The sequence below is a fragment of the Polymorphospora sp. NPDC051019 genome (genome assembly GCF_040683055.1).
GTDB classification, from domain to species: Bacteria; Actinomycetota; Actinomycetes; order Mycobacteriales; family Micromonosporaceae; genus Polymorphospora; species Polymorphospora lycopeni.
Genome location: NZ_JBFBCH010000018.1, coordinates 14,071 through 36,213 on the forward strand (window position 1 = coordinate 14,071; position 22,143 = coordinate 36,213).

Below are 22,143 nucleotides of genomic sequence, written 5' to 3' on the forward strand. Positions count from 1 at the left end.
CGACGGTCGCGCGCGTCGGCCGGGCGGCCCGAAGGCGGCCGCCCGGCCGACGGCTCAGACCACGACGTCGAACGAGTCGTTGTTGATCACGCGGTTGTTCACGTAGAAGCGGTTCAGCTCGTTGCCACCGCTGCTGTTCTCGAACGCTGGGATGTAGCAGACGTTCCACCCGCCGCTGTCACCGGGTTGCCGGATGTCGACCCAGCTGATCTGACAGCCCGAGAAGGTACGCCCGTAGGCGTGCCCGCCGGTGAAGGCGCCCTGCAGGGTGGACTGGAACGGGTACTCGTCGCAACTGTATCCGGCCGGGGCGGTGTGCATGCCGGGGCAGGCCCGGTTGTGGTTCTGGGTCTGGTTGAAGGAGTCGGTGGTCCGGGTCAGGGTCCGGGGCAGGTTGTGGGCGAGTGCCATCTGGATGTGCTGCCGGTAGCTGTTGTTGGCCGGGCTCGGCGTGTAGACCGGCCGGATCGACGGATAGACGCAGCCCGGCTGGTTCAACCCGGGTACGGCGTTGTCGCAGCGGAACTGCGGACTTGACGCGCCGACGGCGTTGGACGCCGGCGGGCTCCAGGCGGCGTTGACGAACCAGAAGTACAGCATCATCTGGGCGGTGTGGACGGCACCGGGCGCGGTGGCGCCGGGCGCGGCGTTGAGGAGGAAGTTCGCCTGTGCCCCGACGTAGTCGAAGCGGTAGGCGCTGCCGCCGGTGAAGCCGTTGCAGCCGTACTCGCAGTAGCCCTCGTGGGTGATCAGGGTCCCGAGGACCTGGCCCGCGAGGGCGGTGGCCCGCACCGTGACGTTGTACCGGGGCCGGCCGTCGATCGATCCCAGGTCGGCCATGAAGGTGGCCGTCATGTCGATGATGCCGACCAGAGCCCCGGACGGGACGAGGTAGACGTAGAGCCTGACCGGTGCGGTGGCACAGGCTCCGAACCGGGCCATCGCCCAGGCTCCGTTACCACAGGTGACGGCCGTGGTACCGGCACCGCCCGAAGCCGCGTCGGCGGGGGCGGTGGCGCGACTCAGCTTGCCCATCTCGACACAGGTCCCGGTGCCGCCCTCACCGGCGGCCTCGCGGGACGCCTCCGCCAGCCGCGGCGCGCACGACTCGGGCAGCGCGCGTTGCGACAGCGGGAGCGCGGCGGGATCGGCGGGCGCCGCCACCGCCGACTGCCCCGGCAGCAGGGCCACGACGCACATCGCGGCCGTGGCCAGGGCGAGCAGGCGCCTTCGTACGTGGGAATGGGGCATGTGTCCTCCTCCGAGGTCGGTGGCGGCCACCTGTCGCAGAACCCTCGGACCGCCGGCTGGCCGCAACGTATCGACGGGCGCTGGACGGTCTCTGGCCATCGCCTGGACGGACCGCACTCGGGGTTCGTGCCGCCGCCCACGAACTGGCACGAACCCCGGGCGCCCGGCTAGCCCACCGACGTCGTGCGCACCGCCGGCGGATGCTTCGCTCCGAGGCCACCGCTGGCGAGGAGGGCGACGGAGTCGAGGTCCCGCCAGACGATGTTGTTGTTGTGCCGGACGTTGGTGAGGATGTCGGGGGTCACCAGCACCAGGGGGTCGGTCGGTGACTGCCACACGGCGATCAGGGAGAAGTGACCGGGGCCGGGCACGCTGATCCAGGGGACGCTCACCGTGGTGACACCGGGCGGGACGGTGACGATCACCGAGGTCACGAATGTCCAGGCGGTCGGCCAGACCAGGCTGCCGCTCGGGGACGAGCGGTAGAACGCCAGCGTTCCGCTGTCGGCGCCTTCGCCGTACGGTCCGGGGTTCCGCAACGTGGTGACGATGTGGTTGGTCCCGCCGACGACCGGGGGGACGCTGCTGGAGCACCCCGCCGCGGTCGGGCAGATCTTCAGGTCCGGGCTGGCCCAGATCACGTAGCCCGAGTGCGGTTGCAGTCCGACGTCGCCGGCGACGTCCCTCATCCAGACGTCGGTGACGGTCATGAGCCGGTCCGGTGTGGCCTCCGGCGGTGCGGCGGTCGCGGTGGCACCCAGCAGGCCGGCCAGGGCCACGCCGGCGAGCAGGGCCGTCGCCGCGCGTCGAAGTCGGCTACCCGAAATCGCCATGACAGTTGTCTCCCGTCTACGGGGGCACCGGCGTGGGGCTCCACGCCGGTGCGGTCATGGATTCAGGAGCCGGTCAAGGGGAGGGAAATACCACGGTCCAGTGCCGGCATATGTCAGATGACGCCAGGTGCGGTCAAATCAGGCGTCGCGGGCCGCCGACCGGTTCGCGGGCCGGCGGGTCGACATCCGCCGATCACCGGATGTGCCCGTGCGGTGGCGGCCGGTAGGTTCTCGTCATGCGACGGTGGCGGCTGATGAGCAGTGGGCGGAGGGCCGTCGCGGGGGCCGCGACCGGCGCCTTCCTGGTCCTCGCCACGATTCGCGCGTTCGTCCTCGACCCGGATGCGACGAACTGGCAGATCGCCCTGTGGGCGCTACAGGCCGGGGCGATGCTGGTGGCGTATCTCGTCTGGTGGCGGCCGACCGACCCGGGGCGCGAATACCGCGGCGTCGACCTTAACGCCAAACGCCTGCACTGGTGAAAGACCGGTGCCCGGGCGGCGTCACCACCGCGGGCACCGGTCACGCCGTCAGAGGCCGGGCAACTCGACCCGGCGCCCCTCGTTCGACGACCGCAGCGCCGCGTCGACCAACTGGAGACCGCGTACGCCGGCGGCGAAGTCGTACCGGTGCGGACGCCCGGCGTCGACGTCGAGCAGGAACTGCTCCCACTGGGCCCGGAACCCGTTGACGAACTCCTGGTTGTCCGGGATCTGCTCCCACTGGGCGCGGAAGTCCTGGTCGGTCGGCAGATCCGGGTTCCAGACCGGCTTCGGGGTCCGGACCCGGGGCTGGATCTTGCAGCCGAACAGGCCGGCGACCGCCGAGCCGTGGGTGCCGTCGACCTGGAACTCGACCAGTTCGCCCCGGTCGACGCGGACCGCCCACGACGAGTTGATCTGCGCCAGGATGTCACCCTCGAGTTCGAGGATGCCGTACGCGGCGTCGTCGGCGGTGGCGTCGTACCGGTTGCCCTGCTCGTCCCAGCGCTCCGGAATGTGCGTGACCGCCCTGGCGGTCACCGCCCGGACCTTGCCGAACAGGTTCTCCAGCACGTAGTTCCAGTGGCAGTACATGTCCAGGACGATGCCGCCGCCGTCCTCGGCGCGGTAGTTCCAGCTCGGCCGCTGGGCCGGCTGGAGGTCGCCCTCGAAGACCCAGTAGCCGAACTCGCCGCGTACCGACAGGATCCGGCCGAAGAAGCCGGCGTCGACGAGCCGCTTGAGTTTCAGCAGCCCCGGCAGGTAGAGCTTGTCGTGCACGACACCGTTGATGATGCCGGCGGTGGCGGCCGCCTCGACGAGTTCGCGCGCGTCGGCGACGGTCTCCCCCACCGGCTTCTCGGTGTAGACGTGCTTGCCGGCGGCGATCGCCTTGAGGATGGCCTTCTTGCGCCCGCTGGTGGTCTGGGTGTCGAAGTAGACCGTGGCGGTGTCGTCGGCCAGGGCTCCGTCCAGGTCGGTGGTGTACTCGGCCACGTCGTGGTCGGCGGCGATGCGGGCCAGCTTGTCGCGGTTGCGGCCGACCAGGACCGGCTCGACCTGGACCCGGTCGCCGTCGGGGGTGACCACGCCGCCGTCGGCGCGGATGGCCAGTACCGAGCGCAGCAGGTGCTGCCGGTACCCCATCCGGCCGGTGACGCCGTTCATCACCACCCGGATCAGCCGCTCAGCCATCGACGGTCACCCCCTTGCCGGCCGGCGCCTTGCCCGCGGTCGAGTCGGCCGGCCGGCCGCCGAGGTACAACTCGCCGAGCTTGGGGTCGGCGAGCAGTTCCGGCGCCGGGCCGGTGATGTGCACCCGCCCCAGGTCGAGCACGCAGCCGATGTCGGCGGTCTCCAGCGCCCGCCGGGCGTTCTGCTCCACCAGCAGTACGGCGACGCCGGCCTCACGCATCCGGACCACCTGCTCGAACACGGTGCTGGTGGTCTTCGGGTCCAGCCCCATCGACGGCTCGTCGAGGAGCACGACCTTCGGGCTGACCATCAGCGACCGGGCGAACTCGACCTGCTTCTGCTGGCCGCCGGAGAGCAGGCCGGCGAGCGACTTCCAGCGGTCGGCGACGACCGGGAAGAGTTCCTTGACGAACTCGATCCGCTCGTTGATGACCGCCTTGTCGCGCAGCGTGTACGCGCCGAGGTTGACGTTCTCGGCCACCGTCATCTCGCGGAACACGCTGTGTCCCTGCAGGACGTGTGCCAGCCCGGAGCGCAGCATCTGCTGCGGTCCCTGGCCGGTGACGTCCTTGCCGTCGACCTTGATCGTTCCGGAGCGGGGCTTGAGCAGCCCGCTGGCGACCTTGAGCACGGTGGACTTGCCCGCGCCGTTCGGGCCGACGAGGCAGACCACGGTGCCCGGCGGCACCTTGACGGTCAGCCCGCGCAGCACGAGGGCGGCCCGGCCGTAGCCCGCCTCGATGTCGTTCAGCTCGAGGAGAAACTCAGACGCCAAGGTAGGCCTCCAGCACTCGGGGGTCGGTCTTGATCACCGACGGCGGGCCGTCGGCGATGGGCCGGCCACGGTCGAACACCACGACGTGGTCGCTGAGGCTCATGACCATGTCCATGTTGTGTTCGACGATGAGGAACGTCTTGCCCTCGGCGTTGAGTTCCTGCACGAGGGTGCCGATCCGGCCGATCAGCGCCGGGTTGACGCCACCGGCCGGCTCGTCCAGCATGATCGTTTCCGGGTCGCCCATCAGCACGCCGGCCAGCTCGAGCAGCTTCTGCTGCCCGTACGACAGGTTGCGGGCCTCGGCGTGCTCCAGGTGGTCGATGCCGACCCGGTTGAGCAGCCCGCGGGCCCGCTCGATGTCGCCGGAGTGCCGGGAACTGGCGAGCTGCGCCCGCAGGCTGGTGTTGCGGACCGCGACCAGCATGTTCTCCAGCACCGTCATCCGGGGGAAGACCCGGCACAGCTGGAAGCTGCGCCCGATGCCGGCCCGGGCGATCCTGTGCGGCGCCTTGCCGGTGATGTCCTGCCCCCGGTAGGTGGCCTGGCCGGAGTCGGGCTTGATCATGCCGGTGACGCAGTTGAAGAACGTGGTCTTGCCCGAGCCGTTGGGGCCGATGAGGGCGTTGACCTTGCCGTGGTGGAACGTGACCGTGGCCTTGTTGACGGCGGTGACGCCACCGAACGACTTGGTCAGCTCGACGGTCTCCAGGCTGCGGATCCCGCTCTTCGTCGGGGCCGTCATCGCTTGACCTCCGCCTTCGTCTCGGACGCCGCGTCGGCGTCGGCGGCCGGCGCCGCCGGCTTGCCGGCGGCCGCCGCCCGGGCCTTGTTCTGCTCCAGCAGTTCGGCCGCGGTGACCTCCCGGATCGAACTCTCCGTCGGCCGGAACCGTCTGACCAGGTTGCCGACCGCCGGGATGATGCCGTCCGGCATGAACAGCACCACGATGCCCAACAGCAGGCCGGCCGCGACCAGGTGGAGCTGGGTGCTGCCGAACTCCAGCTTGAAGATCTCCAGCGCGGTGCCGACGATGAACGCGCCGAGCAGCGGACCGAACAGGTGCCGGATGCCGCCGAGCAGCGCCATCAGCACCATGTAGGAGCCGGTCAGGATGGAGAACTGGAAGATCGGGTCGAGGTCGCCGAACCACAGCGCGTACAGGCCGCCGCCGAGCGCGGTGAACAGCGCCGAGACGACGTACGCGATGAGCTTGAACGTGAACGTCGGCGTACCCAGCGACTGGGCCTTGTCCTCGTCCTCGCGGATCGCCTTCAGGCCCATGCCGAACCGGGACCGGTCGATCGCCCACCAGGCCAGCAGCGCGATCGCGATCAGGCCGGCGTACAGGTAGAAGAACACCATGTGGTGTTCGGGCCGCAGCAGGTCCGGGAACGGCCGGGGTACGACCAGGCCGTTCGAGCCGCCGGTGAACGCCGCCCAGCTCTGGAAGACCAGCAGCAGGATCAGCACCAGCGCGATCGACACGATCACGAACGACGCGCCGCGGACCCGCAGCGCGGCGATGCCGATCGGCACCGCCAGCGCGGCGACGATCAGACCGGCCAGGATCAGCGCGACGAAGCTCGGTACGCCGGCCTTGGTGATCAGCAGCCCGGTCGCGTACCCGCCGAGGCCGGAGTACGCGGCGTGCCCGAGCGAGATGTAGCCGGTGAAGCCGCCGACGAAGTTCCACGCGGTCGACAGGATCGCGTAGTTCAGCACGACGACGCCGGCCGACAGGATGTACGGGTTCGGCGCCACCAGCGGGAACGACAGCACCAGCGCCGCACCGACGACGAGGGCGATCAGCCGTACGGGTGTGCCGAGCCGGGCGGGCAGCAGGCCGCCCGCCGGCGCGGTCGTTTCAGAACCTCTGGGCAAGGCGACCTCCGAAGAATCCCTGCGGCCGGAAGGCCAACGTGCCGAACAGCGCGACGTAGAAGACGGTTTGCGCCCAGGTCGTGCCGAGCGGCAGTTGCAGCAGGCTCTGGCCGAGGCCGAGCACCATGGCGGCGATCGCGGCGCCGGGTACGCTGCCGAGCCCGCCGACCACGATGATCGCCATCAGCGGGCCGATCCAGTGCCAGTGCAGCGAGGGGTAGATGGTCGAGTCCAGCGACAGCGCGGTGCCGCCGATCGCGGCCGACGCCAGGCCGAGCCCGAAGCCGAACCCGGCGATGCGGTCGGTGTCGATGCCGGTGAGCTGGGCGGCCTCCTTGTGCTGGATGGTGGCCCGCAGCGCCCACCCGAACCGGCTCTTCTTCAGCAGCAGGTAGAGGGCGAGCAGCGAGACGGCCGCCAGGCCGAACGCGATCAGCTTGACCACCGCGACCCGGGCCCCGAACAGGTCCAGGCTCGAACCGCTGTAGCTCAGGTTGATCCGGCGCTGGGTGCCGGTGAAGACGTACCCGAGCATGCCTTCGATGATCAGGGCGATCGCGAAGGTGAGCAGCACGGACATCATGGTCAGGGTGGCCGGCCGCAGCCGGGTGATGAGCAGTCGCTGCATCACCACGCCGACGAGGAAGAACAGTGGGACGGTCACGAACAGCGACAGCAGCGGGTCGAGCCCGGTCTGCTGGTGGAAGTACCAGGCGAGGTAGGCCGCGAGGATGAGGAACGCCGAGTGCGCGATCATCACCACCCGCATGACGCCGAAGTAGAGCGTCAGGCCCGCGGCGAGCAGGGCGTACAGGCCGCCCAGCAGGATGCCCAGGACGATGCTCTGGAAGATCAGGGTGCCGGACACGAAATGATCACCAGCTCGGCTTGGGGTAGATGATGTCGGCTTCCTTGGTCTCGCCGGGCAGCACGATCTGGATCTGGCCGTCGACGTACTGCTGGATCATGTGGGCGCCCTGCGGGCGGCCCTGGGCGTCCCAGGAGAGCGGGCCGACGACGGTGTCGACGGTGTTGCCGCGCAGCCAGTCGACCAGCTTCTGCTGGCAGTCGCCCTGCTCGGCGCAGCCGACCGCCTCGACGGCGGCGGCGACGACCTGGCCGGTGGTGTACGCGTTGGCCTCGTCCTCACCGGGCGGGGTGCCGAACTGCGCGGTGTACGCCTGCACGAACTCGGTGTTGCTGGGGTAGGTGGCCTTGGTGGTGTAGCCGGTCGGGGCGAGGATGCCCTCGGTCTTGGCCCCGATCGCCTTGCTGAACTCGGGGTTGGTCGGCGCGGTCGAGAACGCGGCCAGCTTCGGCTGGTAGTTGAGCTGCTGGAGGGCGACGATCAGGTTGACCGCGTCCTGGTACTGGGTGCCGCCGACGACGATGTCCGCCCGGGACGAGGCGATCTTCGCGGCGATGCTGTTGAAGTCGGTGGTGTTCGGCGGGTAGACCTCGTCGACCACGGTCCGCACACCGCCGGCCTCGAGCTTCTCCTTCAGGCCGTACGCGGTGCCCTGGGCGAACGGGTCGTCCATGGCCGCGTACGCCGCGGTCTGCGGACGCTGGTCGGCCGGCAGCGCGAGGATGTACTCGGCCAGGTAGTTGTAGTGGTCGTTGGCGACCGCGGGGGCGGCGTAGAACAGGTTCTTGAAGCCCTGCTCGAAGACCTCCGGGGCGGCGCCGGCCGGCTCGACGTAGAGCATGCCGTACTCCTCGGCCACCCGGGCCGAGGGCACCACGAGCCGGGTGGAGAACGGGCCGAAGACCAGGTCGACGTTGTCACGGCCGATCAACTGCTCGTAGTCGGCGACGACCCGGTCGGCGCTGGACTGGTCGTCGAGGATCTTCAACTCGACCTGGCGGCCGAGCAGGCCGCCCTTGTCGTTCACAACCTTCGCCCAGGCCTCGTAGCCACGCTGGACACCCTTGCCGGGCTCGGAGAAGTCGCCGGTCAACGGGAGGGATATGCCGATCACGATAGGATCGTCTGCTGAATCGCCGGAGCCGCCCGCGGCGGAGCAGCCGGAGAGGGCCAGTGCCGCGACCGCGGCTCCAGCGATCACACCCCGCCGGGCTCGAGCCGTTGCCTTCATGAGTAACTCCTCGCATCCGTGTTACGGAAGCGCTTTCGTAAAGCGCTTCCGTAACATAACTACGGCACCCATGGGGTGGCAAGCGTCACAAGGAGATTTCGGTCCCGAGTCACCGGCGTGAAGGGGCGTCAACATGCCTAGATCTCGATCAGCCTTGCGGCTCGCCGATGTAGCCGAGCTGGCCGGCGTTTCGCTGGCCACGGCCTCGCGCGCGCTAGCCGGTCGCGACGGCGTCAGCGACAAGGTCGCCGAGCATGTCCGCCAGGTCGCGAACCAGCTCGGGTACGTGGCCAACATGCACGCCCGCACCCTCGCCGGCGGCTCGACCTCCACCGTCGGGCTGATCGTCCACGAGATCGGCGACCCGTACTTCTCCGAGATCGCCAGCGGCGTCATCCGGGTCGCCGGCGAGCGGGACCTCATGGTCCAGATCTGCCACTCCGGCCGGGACCCGGAGAAGGAGTTCCGGCAGATCCAGACGATCATCGCGCACCGGGCCGGGATCATCATCGTCGCCGGCTCCGGCTACTGCGACCCACGGGCACAGGCCCGTTCGAAGGCCGCCCTGACGGCGTTCCAGGCCAGCGGCGGCCGGGTCTCGGTGATCGGCCGCCACCACCTCACCGCCGACGCCGTGCTGCCCGACAACGAGGCCGCCGGCCGCTCGGCCGCCGAACACCTGCTCTCCCTCGGCCACCGCCGCATCGCCGTGGTGTCCGGACCCGACAGCCTGACCACGGTCGAGGACCGGCTGGCCGGCATCGCGGGGGCCATCCAGCGGGGCGGACTGACCTGGTCGGACATCCCGGTCATACCCACCAGTTTTACGCGGGACAGTGGACTCCAGGCGACCGAACAGATCCTGCGTGACCATCCCGAGACCACCGCGATCATCGCGCTCACCGACGCGATGGCCATCGGCGTGCTGTCCGCGCTGCGGGCACACGGAATCGCGGTGCCCGACCGGATCTCGGTGGTCGGCCTCGACGACGTCTCCGTCGCCGCCGACCTCGCCCCGAGCCTGACCACCGTACGGCTGCCGATGGCCGCCATGGGCGAACTCGCCCTGGCCATGGCGCTCAAGCCGCAGTCGCAACGCCCCCGGCGCAAGTCGACCGGCCACCAGCTCGTCGTACGCGACTCGACCGGCCCGGTCCCCTCCGGCTGAACCCCGGACCCGCCCCGGTTGGCGGAGCCCGGGTCAGCGGGGCGTCTGCTGGTGGAAGGTCAGCCGCCAGCCGGCCTCCCGGCGCGCGTAGCCGCTGCCGACCAGCGCCGAATACTCCGCCGCGCCCACCCGCACCGCCACCACCCCGTACGCGACCAGTGCCGTGTCCGGGGTGGGCCGCCGGACCCGCACCTCCTCCAGCCGGTACGACGACCACGGCTGCCCCGACATCGCCTCGATCGCCGCCGCCCGGTCATCGATCACCAGCCCGCCGGGCAGCAGCATGACCACCTCGTCGTCGAGGACCCGGCCGTAGAACGCGGCCGCCTCCCCCGGGGTGGACGACAGCGCCCGCCAGCCCTGCTCCTCCAACTCGAACAGTTCGTCGTACGCCACCGGCCGCTCCCTCGCCTTGATCCGGATGTCCGCCGACGGTAACCCGGCACCGGACGGTCCGCGCCTCAGCGCACGGGCGCGTCCACGGCCGGACCCACGGCGGAACCGGCCGCCGGCTCGGCGGACGTCGGCCGCAGGCTCACGGCCAGGACGGCGGCCACCAGGCAGAACAGCAGCGGCGCGAACAGCGCCACGTTCAGCGAGGTGAACTCGGCGATCCAGCCCACCAGGGCCGGGCCGGCCAGCAGGCCGAGATAGCCCATGCCGACCACCCGCGACATGTTCACGCCCTGCGTGCCCTCGCGCAGGTTGCCGGCCGCGGTGAAGAGCTGCGGAACGCTGCCGGACAGCCCCAGGCCGAGCACCGCCCAGCCGGCCAGCGTCAGCCAGAGCCAGTCCGACGTGGTGACCAGGACCAGACCGGCGGCACCGATCAGCGAGCCGTACCGGACGACGGCGACCGGACCGACCCGCATCACGATCCGGTCGGTCACCAGCCGGCCCAGGGTCATCGTCACCGCGAACGCGCCGTAACCGAGCGCGGCCACCGACTCCGCCTCGCCGAGATGCTCGGTGATCTGCAGGGCACTCCAGTCGTTGGCGACGCCCTCGGCGAGCATCAGCAGGAACGCGGTGGCGCCCAGCAGCCACACCGTACGCGGGATGCCGGCCCGCCGACGGACCCCGGACGCGGCCTGCGCGGTCGGAGCGTTCTCGTCGGCCCGGGGCAGCAGGCCGGGTACGCAGGCCGCCATGACCACGACGCCGGCCAGCGCCGACGCCAGCAGGATCGCCGACACCGACCAGCCGGCCGCGATCAGCCCGGCACCCAGCACCGCACCGGCCGCCCCGCCGATCGAGAACAGCGCGTGGAACGCCGACATGATCGGCCGCCGGTAGGCGCGTTCGACGACGACGGCCTGGGCGTTCATCGCAACGTCCAGCGCCCCGTTGGCGAACCCGAAGAAGAACAGCGCCAGCCCGAGCGTCACCGCGTCGTACGCCAGACCGGGCAGGTTGACCGTCACGCACAGCAGCGCGGCACCGGCGACGGTCGTGGTCCGCGAGCCGATCCGGTCGGCGAGCGGGCCGCTGACCTGCATCCCGGCGAAGGCACCGGCGCCGATGAGAAGCAGCAGCAGGCCCAGCGTCGCGTGCGACACCCCGGTCCGCTGCTGCACGGCGGGAATGTTGACCACCCACATCGCCAGCAGCAGCCCGCCGACGCCGAAGGTGCCGAACACCGACACCCGGGCCCGCCGCAGCCGGGCCGGATCACCGGCCGGGCTCTTCACGGTCGTCATACCGCGACCACCTCCACACCGTTGCGCTCGAAGAAGGCCGACTCGGCCGCGGTGAACCGGTGGTCGGTGACCACCAGGTCGAACGTCTTCAGGTCGGCGACCCACGCGAACGTGGACTTCTCCCACTTGGAGCGGTCGAAGACCAGGATCACCCGCTCGGCGCAGTCGATGGCGGCCATCTTGACCGCCGCGTCGCCGAGGTCGTACGCGGTGACCCCGCCCGCGACCGACGCCCCGCAGCCGGAGACGACCGCGGTGTCGAACCGCAGCCGGCGGATGCCCGCCTCGGCGAGCGGCCCGACGAAGGCCAGCTCGCCGGCCCGCACCTCGCCGCCGGGGCAGATCAGCCGGACGTCGCGCCGGCCGGCGAGCACGTTCGCGGCGGTCAGTGACAGCGGCATGACCCGCAGCGGCCGGTCGCCGACCGCACGGGCGATCTCGACGCAGGTGGTGCCGCTGTCGAGCAGCACCGCCTCATCGGTGCCGAGCCGGTCGGCGACGGCCGCGGCGATGCGGGCCTTGGCGTCGACGTTGGCCGTGGCCCGGCTGGCGTACGACAGCTCGGCGCCGCGCAGCGCGAGCCGCCGGGCGCCGCCGTGCACCCGCCGCAGCACGCCCTTGTGGTCGAGTTCGATCAGGTCGCGGCGGATCGTCGCCTCCGACGTGGCGAGCCGGGCGGCGAGGTCGGCGACGGTGACCGCCTCCTCGGTCGCGACGGTCTGCTCGATCCGGCGCTGCCGCTCCTGCACGTCCATGACGGAAAAAGATACGCATCACTGTACGAACACGCAAGAACACTGTTCATATGAACAACTGGTTCGGCCGTGCGGGGACCCCGCACCGGGCCGGGTCTCGGGTCAGGCGGCCGGGTCGACCAGCCGTACGCCGGCCGGGGTCGGACCGTCCATCGCGGCGAGCGCGGCCGGCGCGTCGGCCAGGCCCAGCGTGCCGGTGACCAGGTCAGCCGGACGCAGCCGCCCGGCGCCGATCAGGCCGAGCAGCCCCGGATAGGCGTGCGCCGCCATGCCGTGGCTGCCCAGCACCTCCAGCTCGTACGCGATGACCAGCTCCATCGGCACCGCCGGCCGGCCGAGCGCGGGCGGCAGCAGGCCGACCTGCACGTGCCGGCCACGCCGGCGCAGCCCGGCGATCGACGCCACGCAGGTGTCGACGCTGCCCAGCGCGTCCAGGGACAGGTGTGCCCCACCGCCGGTACGGTCCCGTACGGCCGCCGCCACCTCGTCCGGCCCGGCAAGCCCGGCGGCGGCCACGACCTCCGCCGCACCCAACCGCCGGGCCAGGTCCAGGGCGGCCGGGGCGACGTCGACGGCGACGACCCGGGCACCGGCCGCCGCCGCGATCATGACGGCGGACAGGCCCACCCCGCCGCACCCCAGCACCGCCACCCATTCCCCCGCCGCGACCCGGCCCTGCTGCACGACCGCCCGGAACGAGGTGGCGAACCGGCAGCCGAGCGCCGCCGCCGCGGGGAAGTCGATCCCGTCGGGCAACCCGACGAGGTTGACGTCGGCGTCCCGGACCACGACGTACTCGGCGAACGAACCCCAGTGGGTGAAGCCGGGCTGGGTCTGCCGCTCGCAGACCTGCTGGTCGCCGGCGAGACAGGCCGGACAGCGGCCGCAGGCACAGACGAACGGGGCGGTGACCCGCGCGCCGGGCCGCCAACCGGTCACCCCCGCCCCGACCGCCTCGACGACACCGGCGAACTCGTGACCGGGCACGTGCGGCAGGCGGATGTCGGGATCATGCCCGCGCCAGCCGTGCCAGTCACTGCGGCACAGGCCGGTGGCCAGCACCCGGACCACCGCGCCGCCCGGCGGCGGCACCGGGTCGGCGACCGTCCGCACCTCGGGTCGTACGCCGAACTCGTCGAACACCACCGCACGCACGCCGCGACCCTACCGGGTCCCGCCGGGCCGACTACCGTAGCCACTTTCCAGCCCGGTCCTGGCGCCGGCCCCTCCTCGAGCACAGTCCGCCCGCCTGTCGTCACGACCGCCTGTCCCTGGCCGATGCCACGACCAGCCGGGAATCGCGCTGTTCAGCCACGCGGCTCACGTTGTCCCGGCCGAGGTCAGGAACTCGTGAGAATGACGAGCTGCCGGGTCGCCCGGGTCATCGCCACGTAGCGGTCCACCGCTCCCTCGATGCCCTCGCCGAACGACTGCGGATCGACGAGGACGACCAGGTCGAACTCGAGCCCCTTCGACAGTTCCGGGGTCAACGACCGGACCCGGGAGGTGGCCCGGAACGTCGGATCCCCGATGACACAGGCGATCCCTTCGGCGTGCGCGGCGAGCCAGGTGTCGAGGATCGAGCCCAGATCCGAAGCAGACCCGTGTACGACGGGGACGTCACCGTCGCGGATCGAGGTCGGTACGTTGGCGTCCGGCAGCACGGCCCGGATGACCGGCTCGGCCTGTGCCATGACCTCTTTCGGCGTGCGGTAGTTGATGGTCAGCGAGGCCAGGTTGATCCGGTCGAGTCCGATCCGCTCGAGCCGTTCCCGCCACGACTCCGTGAACCCGTGCCTGGCCTGGGCCCGGTCCCCGACGATGGTGAAGCTCCGCGACGGGCACCGCAGGAGCAACATCTGCCACTGCGCGTCGGTCAACTCCTGCGCCTCGTCCACGACGATGTGCGCGAACGGGCCGGCGAGCCGGTCCGGCGCGCCGGCGGGCAACGTGGTCTCGTCGACCAGGGCGTCCTGGAAGTCCTCGCCACGAAGCATCGTCACCAGGCCCACACCGTATTCGTCGTCGACGGACTCGATCAGGTCGTCGACGACCCTGGTCATGCGCTCACGCTCGGCGGCGACGGCGGCGCTGTGCCGACGTCGGCGTCGGGACACCTCCGGGTCGCCGAGCCGCTGCCGCGCCGCGTCGAGAAACGGCAGGTCGGACACGGTCCACGCCTGGGCGTCCTGGCGTTGCAGCCGCCGGACGTCGTCGGCGTCGAGCCAGGGGGCGCACCGGCGCAGGTAGGCGGGTACCGACCACAGGTCGCCGACCAGGTCGGCGGCTTCGAGCAGCGGCCACGCGCGGTTGAACGCCGTACGCAGTTCGCTGTTCCGCAGCAGCGACCCGCGGACCAGGTCGGGCGATTCGTCGCCGTCGTACCTGTCCACCAGGATCGTGAGCAGTTCCTCCCAGATCTCGTCGCGCGCCTCGTTGTGCGGGGTCCCCGGTGCCGGCGCCTCGAACGCCTCGGCCCAGTCGTCGGCGGTCAGCCGGATGTCGGACTCGTCGGTCGCGATCCTCATCCCGCCGGTCGGCGGCTCCTCGTAGAACCGGACCGCCGCCTCGATCGCCTCGACCAGGTCCGCGGACGACTTCAGGCGGGCCACGTCCGGGTCGGTCTCGACCGCCGCGGCGGCTCCCTCGGCGACCAGGTCCCGCAGCGTGCAGGTCTGTACGTCCTCCTCGCCGAGGCTGGGCAGGACGTCGGCGACGTAGGCCAGGTAGGGCTGGTGCGGCCCGACGAACAGCACGCCGCCGCGGCGGTGCCCCAGGCGCGGGTCGGAGTACAGCAGGTATGCGGTGCGGTGCAGGGCGACGACGGTCTTTCCCGTGCCCGGGCCGCCGTCGACGACCAGAGCGCCGCTGGATCCGGCCCGGATGATGGCGTCCTGGTCGGCCTGGATGGTGCCGAGCACGTCCCGCATCCGGGCCGACCGGCTGCCGCTCAGGCTGGCGATGAAGGCGGACTGGTCGTCGAGCGCGGCGGCATGCCCGGTGAACTCGTCGGGCACGAACACCTCGTCCCAGTAGTCGGTGATCCGGTCACGGGTCCAGCGGTACCGGCGGCGGCTCGTCAGACCCATCGGGTTGGCGTGGGTCGCGCCGAAGAACGGCTCCGCCGCGGGTGACCGCCAGTCGACCAGCAGCCGGCGGCCCGCGCTGTCGGTGAGGCCGAGCCGTCCGACGTACACGGGCTCCGGGTCGTCCGCCAGGACCATGTGCCCGAGGCACAGGTCCAGGCCGAAGCGACGCAGGGTGCGCAGGCGTGCGGTCAGCCGGTGAACCTCCTGGTCCCGGTCCAGCGCCGACTGGCCCAGGCCGCCGGGCGCCCTGCGGGCGGCGGCCAGGCGGTCGGACAGGTCGGCGACCGACCGCTCGAGGCTCTCCGCGATCGCCGCGAAATGCCGCTCGTCGGCGGCGACCAGCCCCGGGTCGGCCTTGGCGGAGAGGTGGTCGGGAAGATCGAACGCGCTGGTGGTCGGCGGGTTCATGTCATCAGCTCCGATCGCGGGCCGTCGGCATCGACAGACGCACCTTCACGCCCCGCTTGCTCATGTTCCGGCCTGGTGTTCTGGCCTCGGCCGGCGATTCTGCGGCACAACCCGGGTCTTGCCGCAAGCCCCCCGGTGCGCTATACGTTGAGAGTGGCAGGGAGTCGTCGCACTCCTTTCCGGTTGCCCTCAGACACCGGTTCCCAGCCAGGAAATGTCATCGGTGGACGCTAGGGTCCACGCCGTGGATGAGACCTCGACGACCCGGCAGGCCGCGCTCGACTACGTCGATCGTCTGGAAAACCGCGACTGGCCCGGATTGGCCGCCATGCTCACCGACGACGTCGTCTACGAGATGCCACAGACCCGGGAGCGACTCCGTGGCAGGGACGCGTTCGTGCGGTTCAACATCGAGTATCCCGGCGACTGGCACCTACGGATACGGCAGTTGGCCGCCGACGGCCGGGTCGCCGCCCTGTGGCTCGATTTCCGGGTCGGCGCCGACCAGCAGGACGCGTGCGTCTGGCTCGATGTGTCCGAGCACGGCCTGATCAGCCGGGTCGTCGACCACTGGCCCGAACCGTACGAACCGCCACCGGGCCGGGAACACCTCGTGGAGCGGTGGTAATGCCCCACCACCGCCGGTGTCTTCCGCTGACCAGGCCATGGATGAACGTCGCCGTATCGGTCCCGGCTCTTGACCTCGACCGAACTTGAGCTTCTACGTTCGTCTCACCAGCCATCTGTCACCGGAGGCAGCGGACATGACGACGCAGCACGTTTCCGACGCCGGACTCGCCGCTCAACCGGCCGCATACTGGACCGGCGTGGCATACGAGGCCCTCATCGCCTTCACCCGTGCCCGACAGGCCGAGCTCGGCTTCACCCAGCCCCAGTTCTGGCTGCTGCGCAACCTGTCGAAGAACGACATCTCGCCCGACGGCCACGGCATGACGGTCCCCGAACTCGAACACGCGATGAGCACCTACCTTCGGCCCGGGGACGACCTGGTGGCCGAGGCGGAAGTCCTACTGGAACGCGGCTGGCTCACCCGGGACGACGCGAACCGCTTGTGGATCACCGAGGTCGGAGACGAGGCCCGTACCGACCTCAAGAAGCACGCCCCGGCCATCCGCGACCAGATCCACCAGGGAATCGACGATTCCGACTACGTCACGGCCCTGAAGGTGCTCCGGCAGATGATCCGGAACACCGGCGGCCCCACGGCCTGATCGCCCGACCACACGTCGTCCGCACTGGTGACGAAGCCAAAGACCCTCGTGGCACGGCGTCATGTCGCCGGCGGCAGAACACCCGGTAGCGGCTCGCGGTGTTCCAGCCATCCGGCCGGAATCCCGCCCGGCCCGACCCCCGTGTACGACCCGACGATGCCGCCCACGATCGCCGCGGTGGTGTCGACGTCGCCACCGGCCTCGACACACGCCCGGATCGCCGCCGGATAGTCGTCGATCCGGGTGGCGGCGACCCACAACGCGAACGGCACCGTGTCGAAGGCCAGGATCTTCGAGCCGTTGCCGAGTTCGTAGGCGGCCTCGGCCAGACCCACGCCCCGCAGTCGCCCGGCCCGGACGATCCCGGTCCGGACCCGGCTGTCGATGAGGTGGGCCAGCACCACCTCGAACAGTTCGTGGGGATCGGGCCGGTGCCGGGTCAGCCGGGCCCATCCGGCCTCGGCGGCGGCGACCGCCACCGCGACCGCACCGAGGACGGCCTCGGGGTGGGTGTGGGTGACCTGCGCCGAACGCATGGCCTGCAGTGCGGCGGTACGGCTGTCCCCGGCGTGGAAGGCACCGAGCGGCGCCACCCGCATGGCCGCTCCGTTGCCCATCGATCCCCGGCCGCCGAACGCGGCGCCGGCCGCCGCCTGCCAGGTCACACCTTCCTGGAGTTGGCGCAGCAGAACGGCCGTACCTCCGCCGTAGCCACGGTAGGGATCGAAGCGTCCGGCGAATCGTACGGCCAGTCGATCCTGGTCGATACCGGCGTGTTCCCGTAACTCGTCGACGATCGAGCAGGCCATCTCGGTGTCGTCGGTCCACCGCCACGGCGGCTCCGGCAGGTCCCAGTCGCTCTGTACGGAAACGCCGCCGGAAAGGAGGAACTGGGCGCCCAGCGCGTCGCCCACCGACAGTCCGTCCAGGCTGTCGTAACAAAGGTCCAGCATGGTCATGTACGGCTCATCCTGCCAGACGGCCCACCACGCCGGCCCGGCTCACCCGGCCGGCGGGTCGGCGACGATGCGCGCGACGGTACGCCGGCCCATCCGGCTCATCGCCGGATTGGTCCGGTCGTAGTACCAGACCGCTCCCATCGCCTGCACGAAAGCCCACGCCCTGCCGCGTTCCCATTCGAGAGCGTCGCAGCCGAGCTGCCGCCGCAGCGTCTGGCGTGGCCCGGGCTCGAGCAGGTGCCAGGCACCGACGAGATCGAGGGCGGGATCGGCCGGCCCGAGGCCGCCCACGTCGAGGACCCCGGCCAGCCGTCCGTCGGCGACCAGGACGTTCCCCGGTATGAGATCACCGTGATTCGTCCGGTCCGCGGACCCGCCCCGGGGCAACTCCCGCATCGTCGCCCAGAACCGGCGCAGCGGCGGGACGTCCAGCAGTGCCTCGCTGTGCCGCAGGCAGGTCTCCATCCACTCGTCGTGCACCCACAACTCGCCCCCGCGCCCCTGGCCCTCGAAGGTGCGTCCCCCGGTGTCGATGGCCCGTACGCCCTCGATGAACTCGGCCAAATCGCGGGCGAACGCGAACGAGTCACCCGGATCGCGGTCGGTGGCCACCACCCCGGGCAGCCACGTCTGCACCGACCAGGGAAGCGGATAACCGGCGCCGGGTGCACCGATCGCGACCGGCTCCGGAGTGGGAAACCGGGTACGCCCCAACAGTTCCCGGGCCGCTTCCGCTTCCCGTTCCAGCCAGCGCCGCGCCGACCCGACCTCACGGGGCTGGAGCGGGAACCGGACCGTGAGCCGTTCCCCGAGCCGGAAGATGGCGTTGACCGTTCCCTGCGCGGCCACACGCCTGATCGGCAGGCGTCGCCACCGGGGAAACTGGGCGTCGACCAACTGACGCACCGTCTCGTCGGCGACGCTGATCTGGTCCTCGTGCATCCGCACGACTGGCAGCCTGGTAGCCCTCGCCGACAGCCGCAACCCGGTTTCGCCAGGGTTCCATCCGCGAGACGCTCGGCGGGACAGGCCGGTCAACCGCTGCGAAAACGCCCATGCGTTCCGGCCTTCTATCCCGGTAGGGTCGCCAGCGCCGTACTGCTCGGGCAGCGGCAGGGCGACGGTGATCTGCCCGTCGCTCCAGCCCGCCGACCGATGTCGTGATGCTCAGCCGGATCCGGAGACCTCCAGCAATGGCCCACAAGACCTATCAGGTCATCGTGCGCGGCAGGTTCGCGCCACTCGATGGCGAGCAGCGGACCGCGCTGCTCGCCCGGGCTGACGAACACGACGTGTTCCGGGCGAGGTTCACCGAGGAAGGCACCGTCACGTACGAGCGGTCCCTGCTCGCGTTCACCTTCCGCTGCGTGGTCCCGGCCGCCGAAGAGGACACCGAAGCGGTCGTGATCGGCAAGGCAGAAGCGCTCGCCGCGGCCGCCGTCTCGAAACTCGGTGCCGGCTACCGCGACCTAAGGTCGGTGTCGACCGACCTCGACGACATCAAGATCCGCCGGCGGAAACACCGACACTGGTAGCGGTTGGCCGATCACTGTCGATCAGTTCGACGTGAAGTTCCACCGAGTGGGCAACGCGCTGTCACACAGGGCGCAGGTGAAGTCGTTGTCCCGCACGACGTTGCGTTCGCCGCAAGCCGGGCAGCACCGGAAAATGACCTTGTCGGTGAAGTCGCCGGGATGTTCGACGCCGATACGGTCGAGCGCGCTGCCGACTGCCGGCCAGGAATCCGGATCAGGGCAGTACCCGGTCGACTGGTTGGTCACCTCGACCACGCCCCAACCCGAGGCGGTCGGGGCGAACATCATTTCCCCGGCGGCGAGAACGTCCCGCCCGCCGGCGAGGGCCACGTGTTCGGTGCGACGAGGCGCCAGCCTGAGCCCGCCGTCGAGCGCCACGACGAACGTGACGGGTTCGGCGAGTTCACCCCGCCTCCGCGCGGCGAGCCAGCGGGCAAGCACGGTGGGTGTATCGACGGCTACGGCGTCCGCCGCGATCGCCTGATCGCGCAACTCGGCGGGGCCGACGTAGCGGTACCGCCCGGTGCTCTCCACCGCGCGACGGTATCCACCTCGAACCGAACCGTCCACGCGAATCCAGGCGCACCACACGACACCTGTTGATCATCGTTATTCAGGTGCGGGGACCAGCACCTGCCGGCATCGGGCCGGGCGGGGCGTGGCAGGGAGAAGAATCTGCGCTCCTCACGCGTTCCGCCACTCACGGAGCGGACAAGCCGATCGACATAAGCGAATGCCGCGCGCCGCCTCTGCGTCTCTGACCGTGCCGCTGGATCTGCGGTGGAGAAGCCGATACGGACGGCGTTGTTAGGCATCATCCGACAGAAGGTGGAGCATGGTTTCGATGCGTGCCGCCAGGATAGCGTCGATGTCGCCCTCGACCCGCACGCTGATGACCGCACTGCTCACCGCCCGAGCGAGGAACACGCGCAACAGCGGGGCACCGACCAGGGGGTGCTCGAACCAGGCATCAGCCGTTTCGTCGTCCGTCACGTCGAGTGCACCGGTAAGTGCATCCTCGTCGGCGTCGTCGTACCGGTAGCCGACATATGCACTGAGATGCCGAAGGAACCGGACCGTGTTCCCCTCCCACATCCAGCCATCTACAGACACCACGGCAAAGAGTATGCAGGTTGGGGTGCCTGCCCGCTGGGCCGAATGCGTGCGAGGGCAACCGGGACCGCCCGTCGCTTCCTAACCTACCCCTGTGTGTGCTGCGGATATCGGACACTCTCGCGGCCCCGGGATCCTGTGAGGTCTGCCCTCTAGGCATCGACTTCATACCGGTACCAACGCCGTGGGTCCCCGTCCACGTGCAGCCACAGCATCCCGTCGCGGCCGACGGTTCCACGTCCCCAACCTGACGGTCGCCGGCCGTCCGGGAGCACTAGGTGCTCGCGTCCCTTCTCGACAATGATCTCTCCGTCAAACACCTGCACGACCGGCTGCCCATCGGCAGTTTGGCAACGGTCGCCGGTTGTGCACGGCGGCTGCTTGGCGGCGGCGGTGGGTACGCTGTGGGCGCGGCAGTGACTGGCGAGGGTGGAGCACCACCGGGGATCGGCCGCTGGACGTCGGCGCCGACCGCCTGGGCATCCGCGACGCAATCAGTAGTTCGCGTCCGGAGGTCGTGGTGCAGTTGCGTTATGGCATGAATCCTCATCAGGGTCCGGCATCGGTTGAGCCGATCGGCGCGGCCCCGTTCACGGTCGTGCGCGGGCGTCCGTCCTATCTGAATCTGCTCGATGCGATCGGCGCGTGGCAGCTTGTCCGGGAAGCGTCCGCCGGATCCGGGCTTGTCGCGGCGGCGTCGTTCAAACACGTGTCGCCGGCCGGGGCAGCGCTGGCCGGAGCGGTCGATCCGGTGACCGCGGGCCTGTTCGGAGTGGCCCCGCGGGCCGACGCGGCGACTCGCGCGTACGTCCGCGCGCGGGACAGCGATCCGAAGAGTTCGTACGGTGATCTGGTCGCGGTGTCGGCGCCGGTCACCACTGGGCTCGCCGACCTGCTGCGGCGGGTGGTCAGCGACGGGATCGTCGCACCCGGGTACGAGCCGGGTGCGGTCGCGGTGCTGTCGGCGAAGAAGAACGGCACGTATCTGATCCTGGAGGCGGAAGCGACGTTCGAGCCGCCGGACGAGGAGGTGCGCGAACTGTACGGACTGCGGTTCGTCCAGCGTCGCGACGACGCCCCGCTTCCGGACGGGCTCTCCGCCGACCTGCGGCTCGCGCTGACCACGGTGCGCTACACGCAGTCGAACTCGGTCGTCCTGGTCCGAGACGGGGCGACGCTCGGTGTCGGTGCCGGGCAGCAGTCGCGGGTGGACTGCATCCGGCTCGCCGGGACCAAGGCGCGTCTGTGGCATCAGCGCCGGTTCGTCCCGCCCGACGATCTTTCCGGCATCGGGTCGATCCAGCAGCGTGTCAACGCGCAGCTTCGGCTGGCCGAGGCGATCGACCCGCCGGTACCGCTGCAGCGGGTAAGCCTGGCCTCCGACGGGGCACTGCCGTTCGAGGACAACATCACCGAAGCCGCCCGGTTCGGCGTACGACACATCGCCGAGCCGGGCGGCTCGACCCGCTCGGACGCGGTGGCCGCAGCAGCACACCAGCACGGCATCACTGTGACCCGCACCGGACTACGACTCTTTCGCCACTGACCCCGCAGCACGATCCCCGCCCGCATAACAGTCAGGCGAACACGAGACACCCGAACTCGTCCTCCTGCGGCTTCGACATCGGTGTGAGCGGCTTGCCGTCCGCTTCCTTGACAACTCTTC

Annotated in this window: 23 protein-coding genes; 6 read left to right on the plus strand and 17 right to left on the minus strand. The window is 70.6% G+C overall.

Going from position 1 to position 22,143, the window contains the following annotated elements; genetic code table 11:
- Nucleotides 1-54: 54 nt before the first annotated feature.
- Together AB0M79_RS26580 and AB0M79_RS26585 are read right to left on the minus strand one after the other, a co-directional pair.
- Nucleotides 55-1,251 carry a hypothetical protein gene (locus AB0M79_RS26580; protein ID WP_364218458.1) on the minus strand — a complete coding sequence of 399 codons (1,197 nt, stop codon included), beginning with the start codon at nucleotides 1,249-1,251 and terminating at the stop codon, nucleotides 55-57.
- Between the two features lie 167 nt (nucleotides 1,252-1,418).
- Complete coding sequence (locus AB0M79_RS26585; protein ID WP_364218460.1) at nucleotides 1,419-2,084, minus strand: hypothetical protein; 666 nt, start codon at nucleotides 2,082-2,084, stop codon at nucleotides 1,419-1,421.
- A gap of 254 nt (nucleotides 2,085-2,338) precedes the next feature.
- Between AB0M79_RS26585 and AB0M79_RS26590 the strand changes: the two genes are divergently transcribed.
- Nucleotides 2,339-2,566 carry a hypothetical protein gene (locus AB0M79_RS26590; RefSeq protein WP_364218462.1) on the plus strand — a complete coding sequence of 76 codons (228 nt, stop codon included), beginning with the start codon at nucleotides 2,339-2,341 and terminating at the stop codon, nucleotides 2,564-2,566.
- A gap of 48 nt (nucleotides 2,567-2,614) precedes the next feature.
- On the opposite strand, the gene AB0M79_RS26595 is transcribed toward AB0M79_RS26590, so the two are convergent.
- Genes AB0M79_RS26595 through AB0M79_RS26620 form a run of 6 tightly spaced genes read right to left on the minus strand, consistent with a single transcriptional unit; the run spans nucleotide 2,615 to nucleotide 8,401 of the window.
- Nucleotides 2,615-3,760 carry a Gfo/Idh/MocA family oxidoreductase gene (locus tag AB0M79_RS26595; protein WP_364218464.1) on the minus strand — a complete coding sequence of 382 codons (1,146 nt, stop codon included), beginning with the start codon at nucleotides 3,758-3,760 and terminating at the stop codon, nucleotides 2,615-2,617.
- On the minus strand, nucleotides 3,753-4,535 hold the full coding sequence (locus AB0M79_RS26600) for an ABC transporter ATP-binding protein (protein ID WP_364218466.1): 783 nt from the start codon (nucleotides 4,533-4,535) through the stop codon (nucleotides 3,753-3,755). Before AB0M79_RS26600 ends, AB0M79_RS26595 begins: the two co-directional genes overlap by 8 nt.
- Complete coding sequence (locus AB0M79_RS26605) at nucleotides 4,525-5,280, minus strand: ABC transporter ATP-binding protein (protein WP_364218468.1); 756 nt, start codon at nucleotides 5,278-5,280, stop codon at nucleotides 4,525-4,527. The genes AB0M79_RS26600 and AB0M79_RS26605 overlap by 11 nt, the downstream gene beginning before the upstream one ends.
- Entirely contained in the window at nucleotides 5,277-6,419 is a 1,143-nt protein-coding gene (locus AB0M79_RS26610) for a branched-chain amino acid ABC transporter permease (protein WP_364218470.1), read from the minus strand. The genes AB0M79_RS26605 and AB0M79_RS26610 overlap by 4 nt, the downstream gene beginning before the upstream one ends.
- Complete coding sequence (locus AB0M79_RS26615; RefSeq protein WP_364218472.1) at nucleotides 6,403-7,287, minus strand: branched-chain amino acid ABC transporter permease; 885 nt, start codon at nucleotides 7,285-7,287, stop codon at nucleotides 6,403-6,405. Before AB0M79_RS26615 ends, AB0M79_RS26610 begins: the two co-directional genes overlap by 17 nt.
- A gap of 7 nt (nucleotides 7,288-7,294) precedes the next feature.
- The gene (locus AB0M79_RS26620; RefSeq protein WP_364218474.1) at nucleotides 7,295-8,401 is read right to left on the minus strand and encodes an amino acid ABC transporter substrate-binding protein; all 1,107 of its coding nucleotides are present in this window, start codon (nucleotides 8,399-8,401) and stop codon (nucleotides 7,295-7,297) included.
- A gap of 250 nt (nucleotides 8,402-8,651) precedes the next feature.
- Between AB0M79_RS26620 and AB0M79_RS26625 the strand changes: the two genes are divergently transcribed.
- Nucleotides 8,652-9,686, plus strand: a complete 1,035-nt coding sequence (locus AB0M79_RS26625; RefSeq protein WP_357541585.1) for a LacI family DNA-binding transcriptional regulator — start codon at nucleotides 8,652-8,654, stop codon at nucleotides 9,684-9,686.
- A 33-nt stretch (nucleotides 9,687-9,719) separates the two neighbouring features.
- Here the strand turns inward: AB0M79_RS26625 and AB0M79_RS26630 are convergent, their stop codons facing one another.
- From AB0M79_RS26630 to helR, 5 genes are all read right to left on the minus strand, one after another.
- A complete protein-coding gene (locus tag AB0M79_RS26630) occupies nucleotides 9,720-10,082 on the minus strand; it encodes a nuclear transport factor 2 family protein (protein ID WP_364218476.1) in 363 nt (120 codons plus the stop codon).
- 65 nt (nucleotides 10,083-10,147) lie between these two features.
- Complete coding sequence (locus AB0M79_RS26635; protein WP_364218478.1) at nucleotides 10,148-11,386, minus strand: MFS transporter; 1,239 nt, start codon at nucleotides 11,384-11,386, stop codon at nucleotides 10,148-10,150.
- Nucleotides 11,383-12,141, minus strand: coding sequence for a DeoR/GlpR family DNA-binding transcription regulator (locus AB0M79_RS26640; RefSeq protein ID WP_364218480.1), 759 nt, complete (start codon nucleotides 12,139-12,141; stop codon nucleotides 11,383-11,385). The genes AB0M79_RS26635 and AB0M79_RS26640 overlap by 4 nt, the downstream gene beginning before the upstream one ends.
- A 102-nt stretch (nucleotides 12,142-12,243) precedes the next feature.
- The gene (locus AB0M79_RS26645) at nucleotides 12,244-13,296 is read right to left on the minus strand and encodes an alcohol dehydrogenase catalytic domain-containing protein (protein ID WP_364218482.1); all 1,053 of its coding nucleotides are present in this window, start codon (nucleotides 13,294-13,296) and stop codon (nucleotides 12,244-12,246) included.
- 185 nt (nucleotides 13,297-13,481) lie between these two features.
- Nucleotides 13,482-15,638, minus strand: coding sequence for an RNA polymerase recycling motor ATPase HelR (gene helR, locus AB0M79_RS26650; protein WP_364218484.1), 2,157 nt, complete (start codon nucleotides 15,636-15,638; stop codon nucleotides 13,482-13,484).
- A 214-nt stretch (nucleotides 15,639-15,852) separates the two neighbouring features.
- Here helR and AB0M79_RS26655 point away from each other — a divergent pair, with 214 nt between their 5' ends.
- Nucleotides 15,853-16,266 (plus strand): nuclear transport factor 2 family protein, encoded by a 414-nt coding sequence (locus AB0M79_RS26655; protein ID WP_364218486.1) that lies wholly within the window; start codon nucleotides 15,853-15,855, stop codon nucleotides 16,264-16,266.
- A gap of 136 nt (nucleotides 16,267-16,402) precedes the next feature.
- Complete coding sequence (locus AB0M79_RS26660; protein ID WP_364218488.1) at nucleotides 16,403-16,870, plus strand: MarR family winged helix-turn-helix transcriptional regulator; 468 nt, start codon at nucleotides 16,403-16,405, stop codon at nucleotides 16,868-16,870.
- A gap of 59 nt (nucleotides 16,871-16,929) precedes the next feature.
- Here AB0M79_RS26660 and AB0M79_RS26665 read toward each other — a convergent pair whose 3' ends face one another.
- Both AB0M79_RS26665 and AB0M79_RS26670 read right to left on the minus strand, forming a co-directional pair.
- Nucleotides 16,930-17,829: an ADP-ribosylglycohydrolase family protein gene (locus tag AB0M79_RS26665; protein ID WP_364218490.1), complete on the minus strand. Its 900-nt coding sequence runs from the start codon at nucleotides 17,827-17,829 to the stop codon at nucleotides 16,930-16,932.
- Between the two features lie 42 nt (nucleotides 17,830-17,871).
- Entirely contained in the window at nucleotides 17,872-18,771 is a 900-nt protein-coding gene (locus AB0M79_RS26670) for an aminoglycoside phosphotransferase family protein (RefSeq protein WP_364218708.1), read from the minus strand.
- Between the two features lie 251 nt (nucleotides 18,772-19,022).
- Between AB0M79_RS26670 and AB0M79_RS26675 the strand changes: the two genes are divergently transcribed.
- Entirely contained in the window at nucleotides 19,023-19,364 is a 342-nt protein-coding gene (locus AB0M79_RS26675) for a DUF6204 family protein (RefSeq protein WP_364218492.1), read from the plus strand.
- 21 nt (nucleotides 19,365-19,385) lie between these two features.
- Here the strand turns inward: AB0M79_RS26675 and AB0M79_RS26680 are convergent, their stop codons facing one another.
- Both AB0M79_RS26680 and AB0M79_RS26685 read right to left on the minus strand, forming a co-directional pair.
- Nucleotides 19,386-19,898: a hypothetical protein gene (locus tag AB0M79_RS26680; RefSeq protein WP_364218495.1), complete on the minus strand. Its 513-nt coding sequence runs from the start codon at nucleotides 19,896-19,898 to the stop codon at nucleotides 19,386-19,388.
- 273 nt (nucleotides 19,899-20,171) lie between these two features.
- Nucleotides 20,172-20,480 (minus strand): hypothetical protein, encoded by a 309-nt coding sequence (locus AB0M79_RS26685; RefSeq protein WP_364218497.1) that lies wholly within the window; start codon nucleotides 20,478-20,480, stop codon nucleotides 20,172-20,174.
- A 517-nt stretch (nucleotides 20,481-20,997) separates the two neighbouring features.
- Here AB0M79_RS26685 and AB0M79_RS26690 point away from each other — a divergent pair.
- Nucleotides 20,998-22,023, plus strand: a complete 1,026-nt coding sequence (locus tag AB0M79_RS26690) for a hypothetical protein (RefSeq protein WP_364218499.1) — start codon at nucleotides 20,998-21,000, stop codon at nucleotides 22,021-22,023.
- Nucleotides 22,024-22,143 lie beyond the last annotated feature (120 nt).

Bases quoted from the DNA above. Each gene is read 5' to 3' on its own strand.
- AB0M79_RS26580 (WP_364218458.1), bottom strand. From the start codon at position 1,251: ATGCCCCATTCCCACGTACGAAGGCGCCTGCTCGCCCTGGCCACGGCC.
- AB0M79_RS26585 (WP_364218460.1), bottom strand. From the start codon at position 2,084: ATGGCGATTTCGGGTAGCCGACTTCGACGCGCGGCGACGGCCCTGCTC.
- AB0M79_RS26590 (WP_364218462.1), top strand. From the start codon at position 2,339: ATGAGCAGTGGGCGGAGGGCCGTCGCGGGGGCCGCGACCGGCGCCTTC.
- AB0M79_RS26595 (WP_364218464.1), bottom strand. From the start codon at position 3,760: ATGGCTGAGCGGCTGATCCGGGTGGTGATGAACGGCGTCACCGGCCGG.
- AB0M79_RS26605 (WP_364218468.1), bottom strand. From the start codon at position 5,280: ATGACGGCCCCGACGAAGAGCGGGATCCGCAGCCTGGAGACCGTCGAG.
- AB0M79_RS26625 (WP_357541585.1), top strand. From the start codon at position 8,652: ATGCCTAGATCTCGATCAGCCTTGCGGCTCGCCGATGTAGCCGAGCTG.
- AB0M79_RS26635 (WP_364218478.1), bottom strand. From the start codon at position 11,386: ATGACGACCGTGAAGAGCCCGGCCGGTGATCCGGCCCGGCTGCGGCGG.
- AB0M79_RS26640 (WP_364218480.1), bottom strand. From the start codon at position 12,141: ATGGACGTGCAGGAGCGGCAGCGCCGGATCGAGCAGACCGTCGCGACC.
- helR (WP_364218484.1), bottom strand. From the start codon at position 15,638: ATGAACCCGCCGACCACCAGCGCGTTCGATCTTCCCGACCACCTCTCC.
- AB0M79_RS26655 (WP_364218486.1), top strand. From the start codon at position 15,853: ATGTCATCGGTGGACGCTAGGGTCCACGCCGTGGATGAGACCTCGACG.
- AB0M79_RS26660 (WP_364218488.1), top strand. From the start codon at position 16,403: ATGACGACGCAGCACGTTTCCGACGCCGGACTCGCCGCTCAACCGGCC.
- AB0M79_RS26665 (WP_364218490.1), bottom strand. From the start codon at position 17,829: ATGACCATGCTGGACCTTTGTTACGACAGCCTGGACGGACTGTCGGTG.
- AB0M79_RS26670 (WP_364218708.1), bottom strand. From the start codon at position 18,771: ATGCACGAGGACCAGATCAGCGTCGCCGACGAGACGGTGCGTCAGTTG.
- AB0M79_RS26675 (WP_364218492.1), top strand. From the start codon at position 19,023: ATGGCCCACAAGACCTATCAGGTCATCGTGCGCGGCAGGTTCGCGCCA.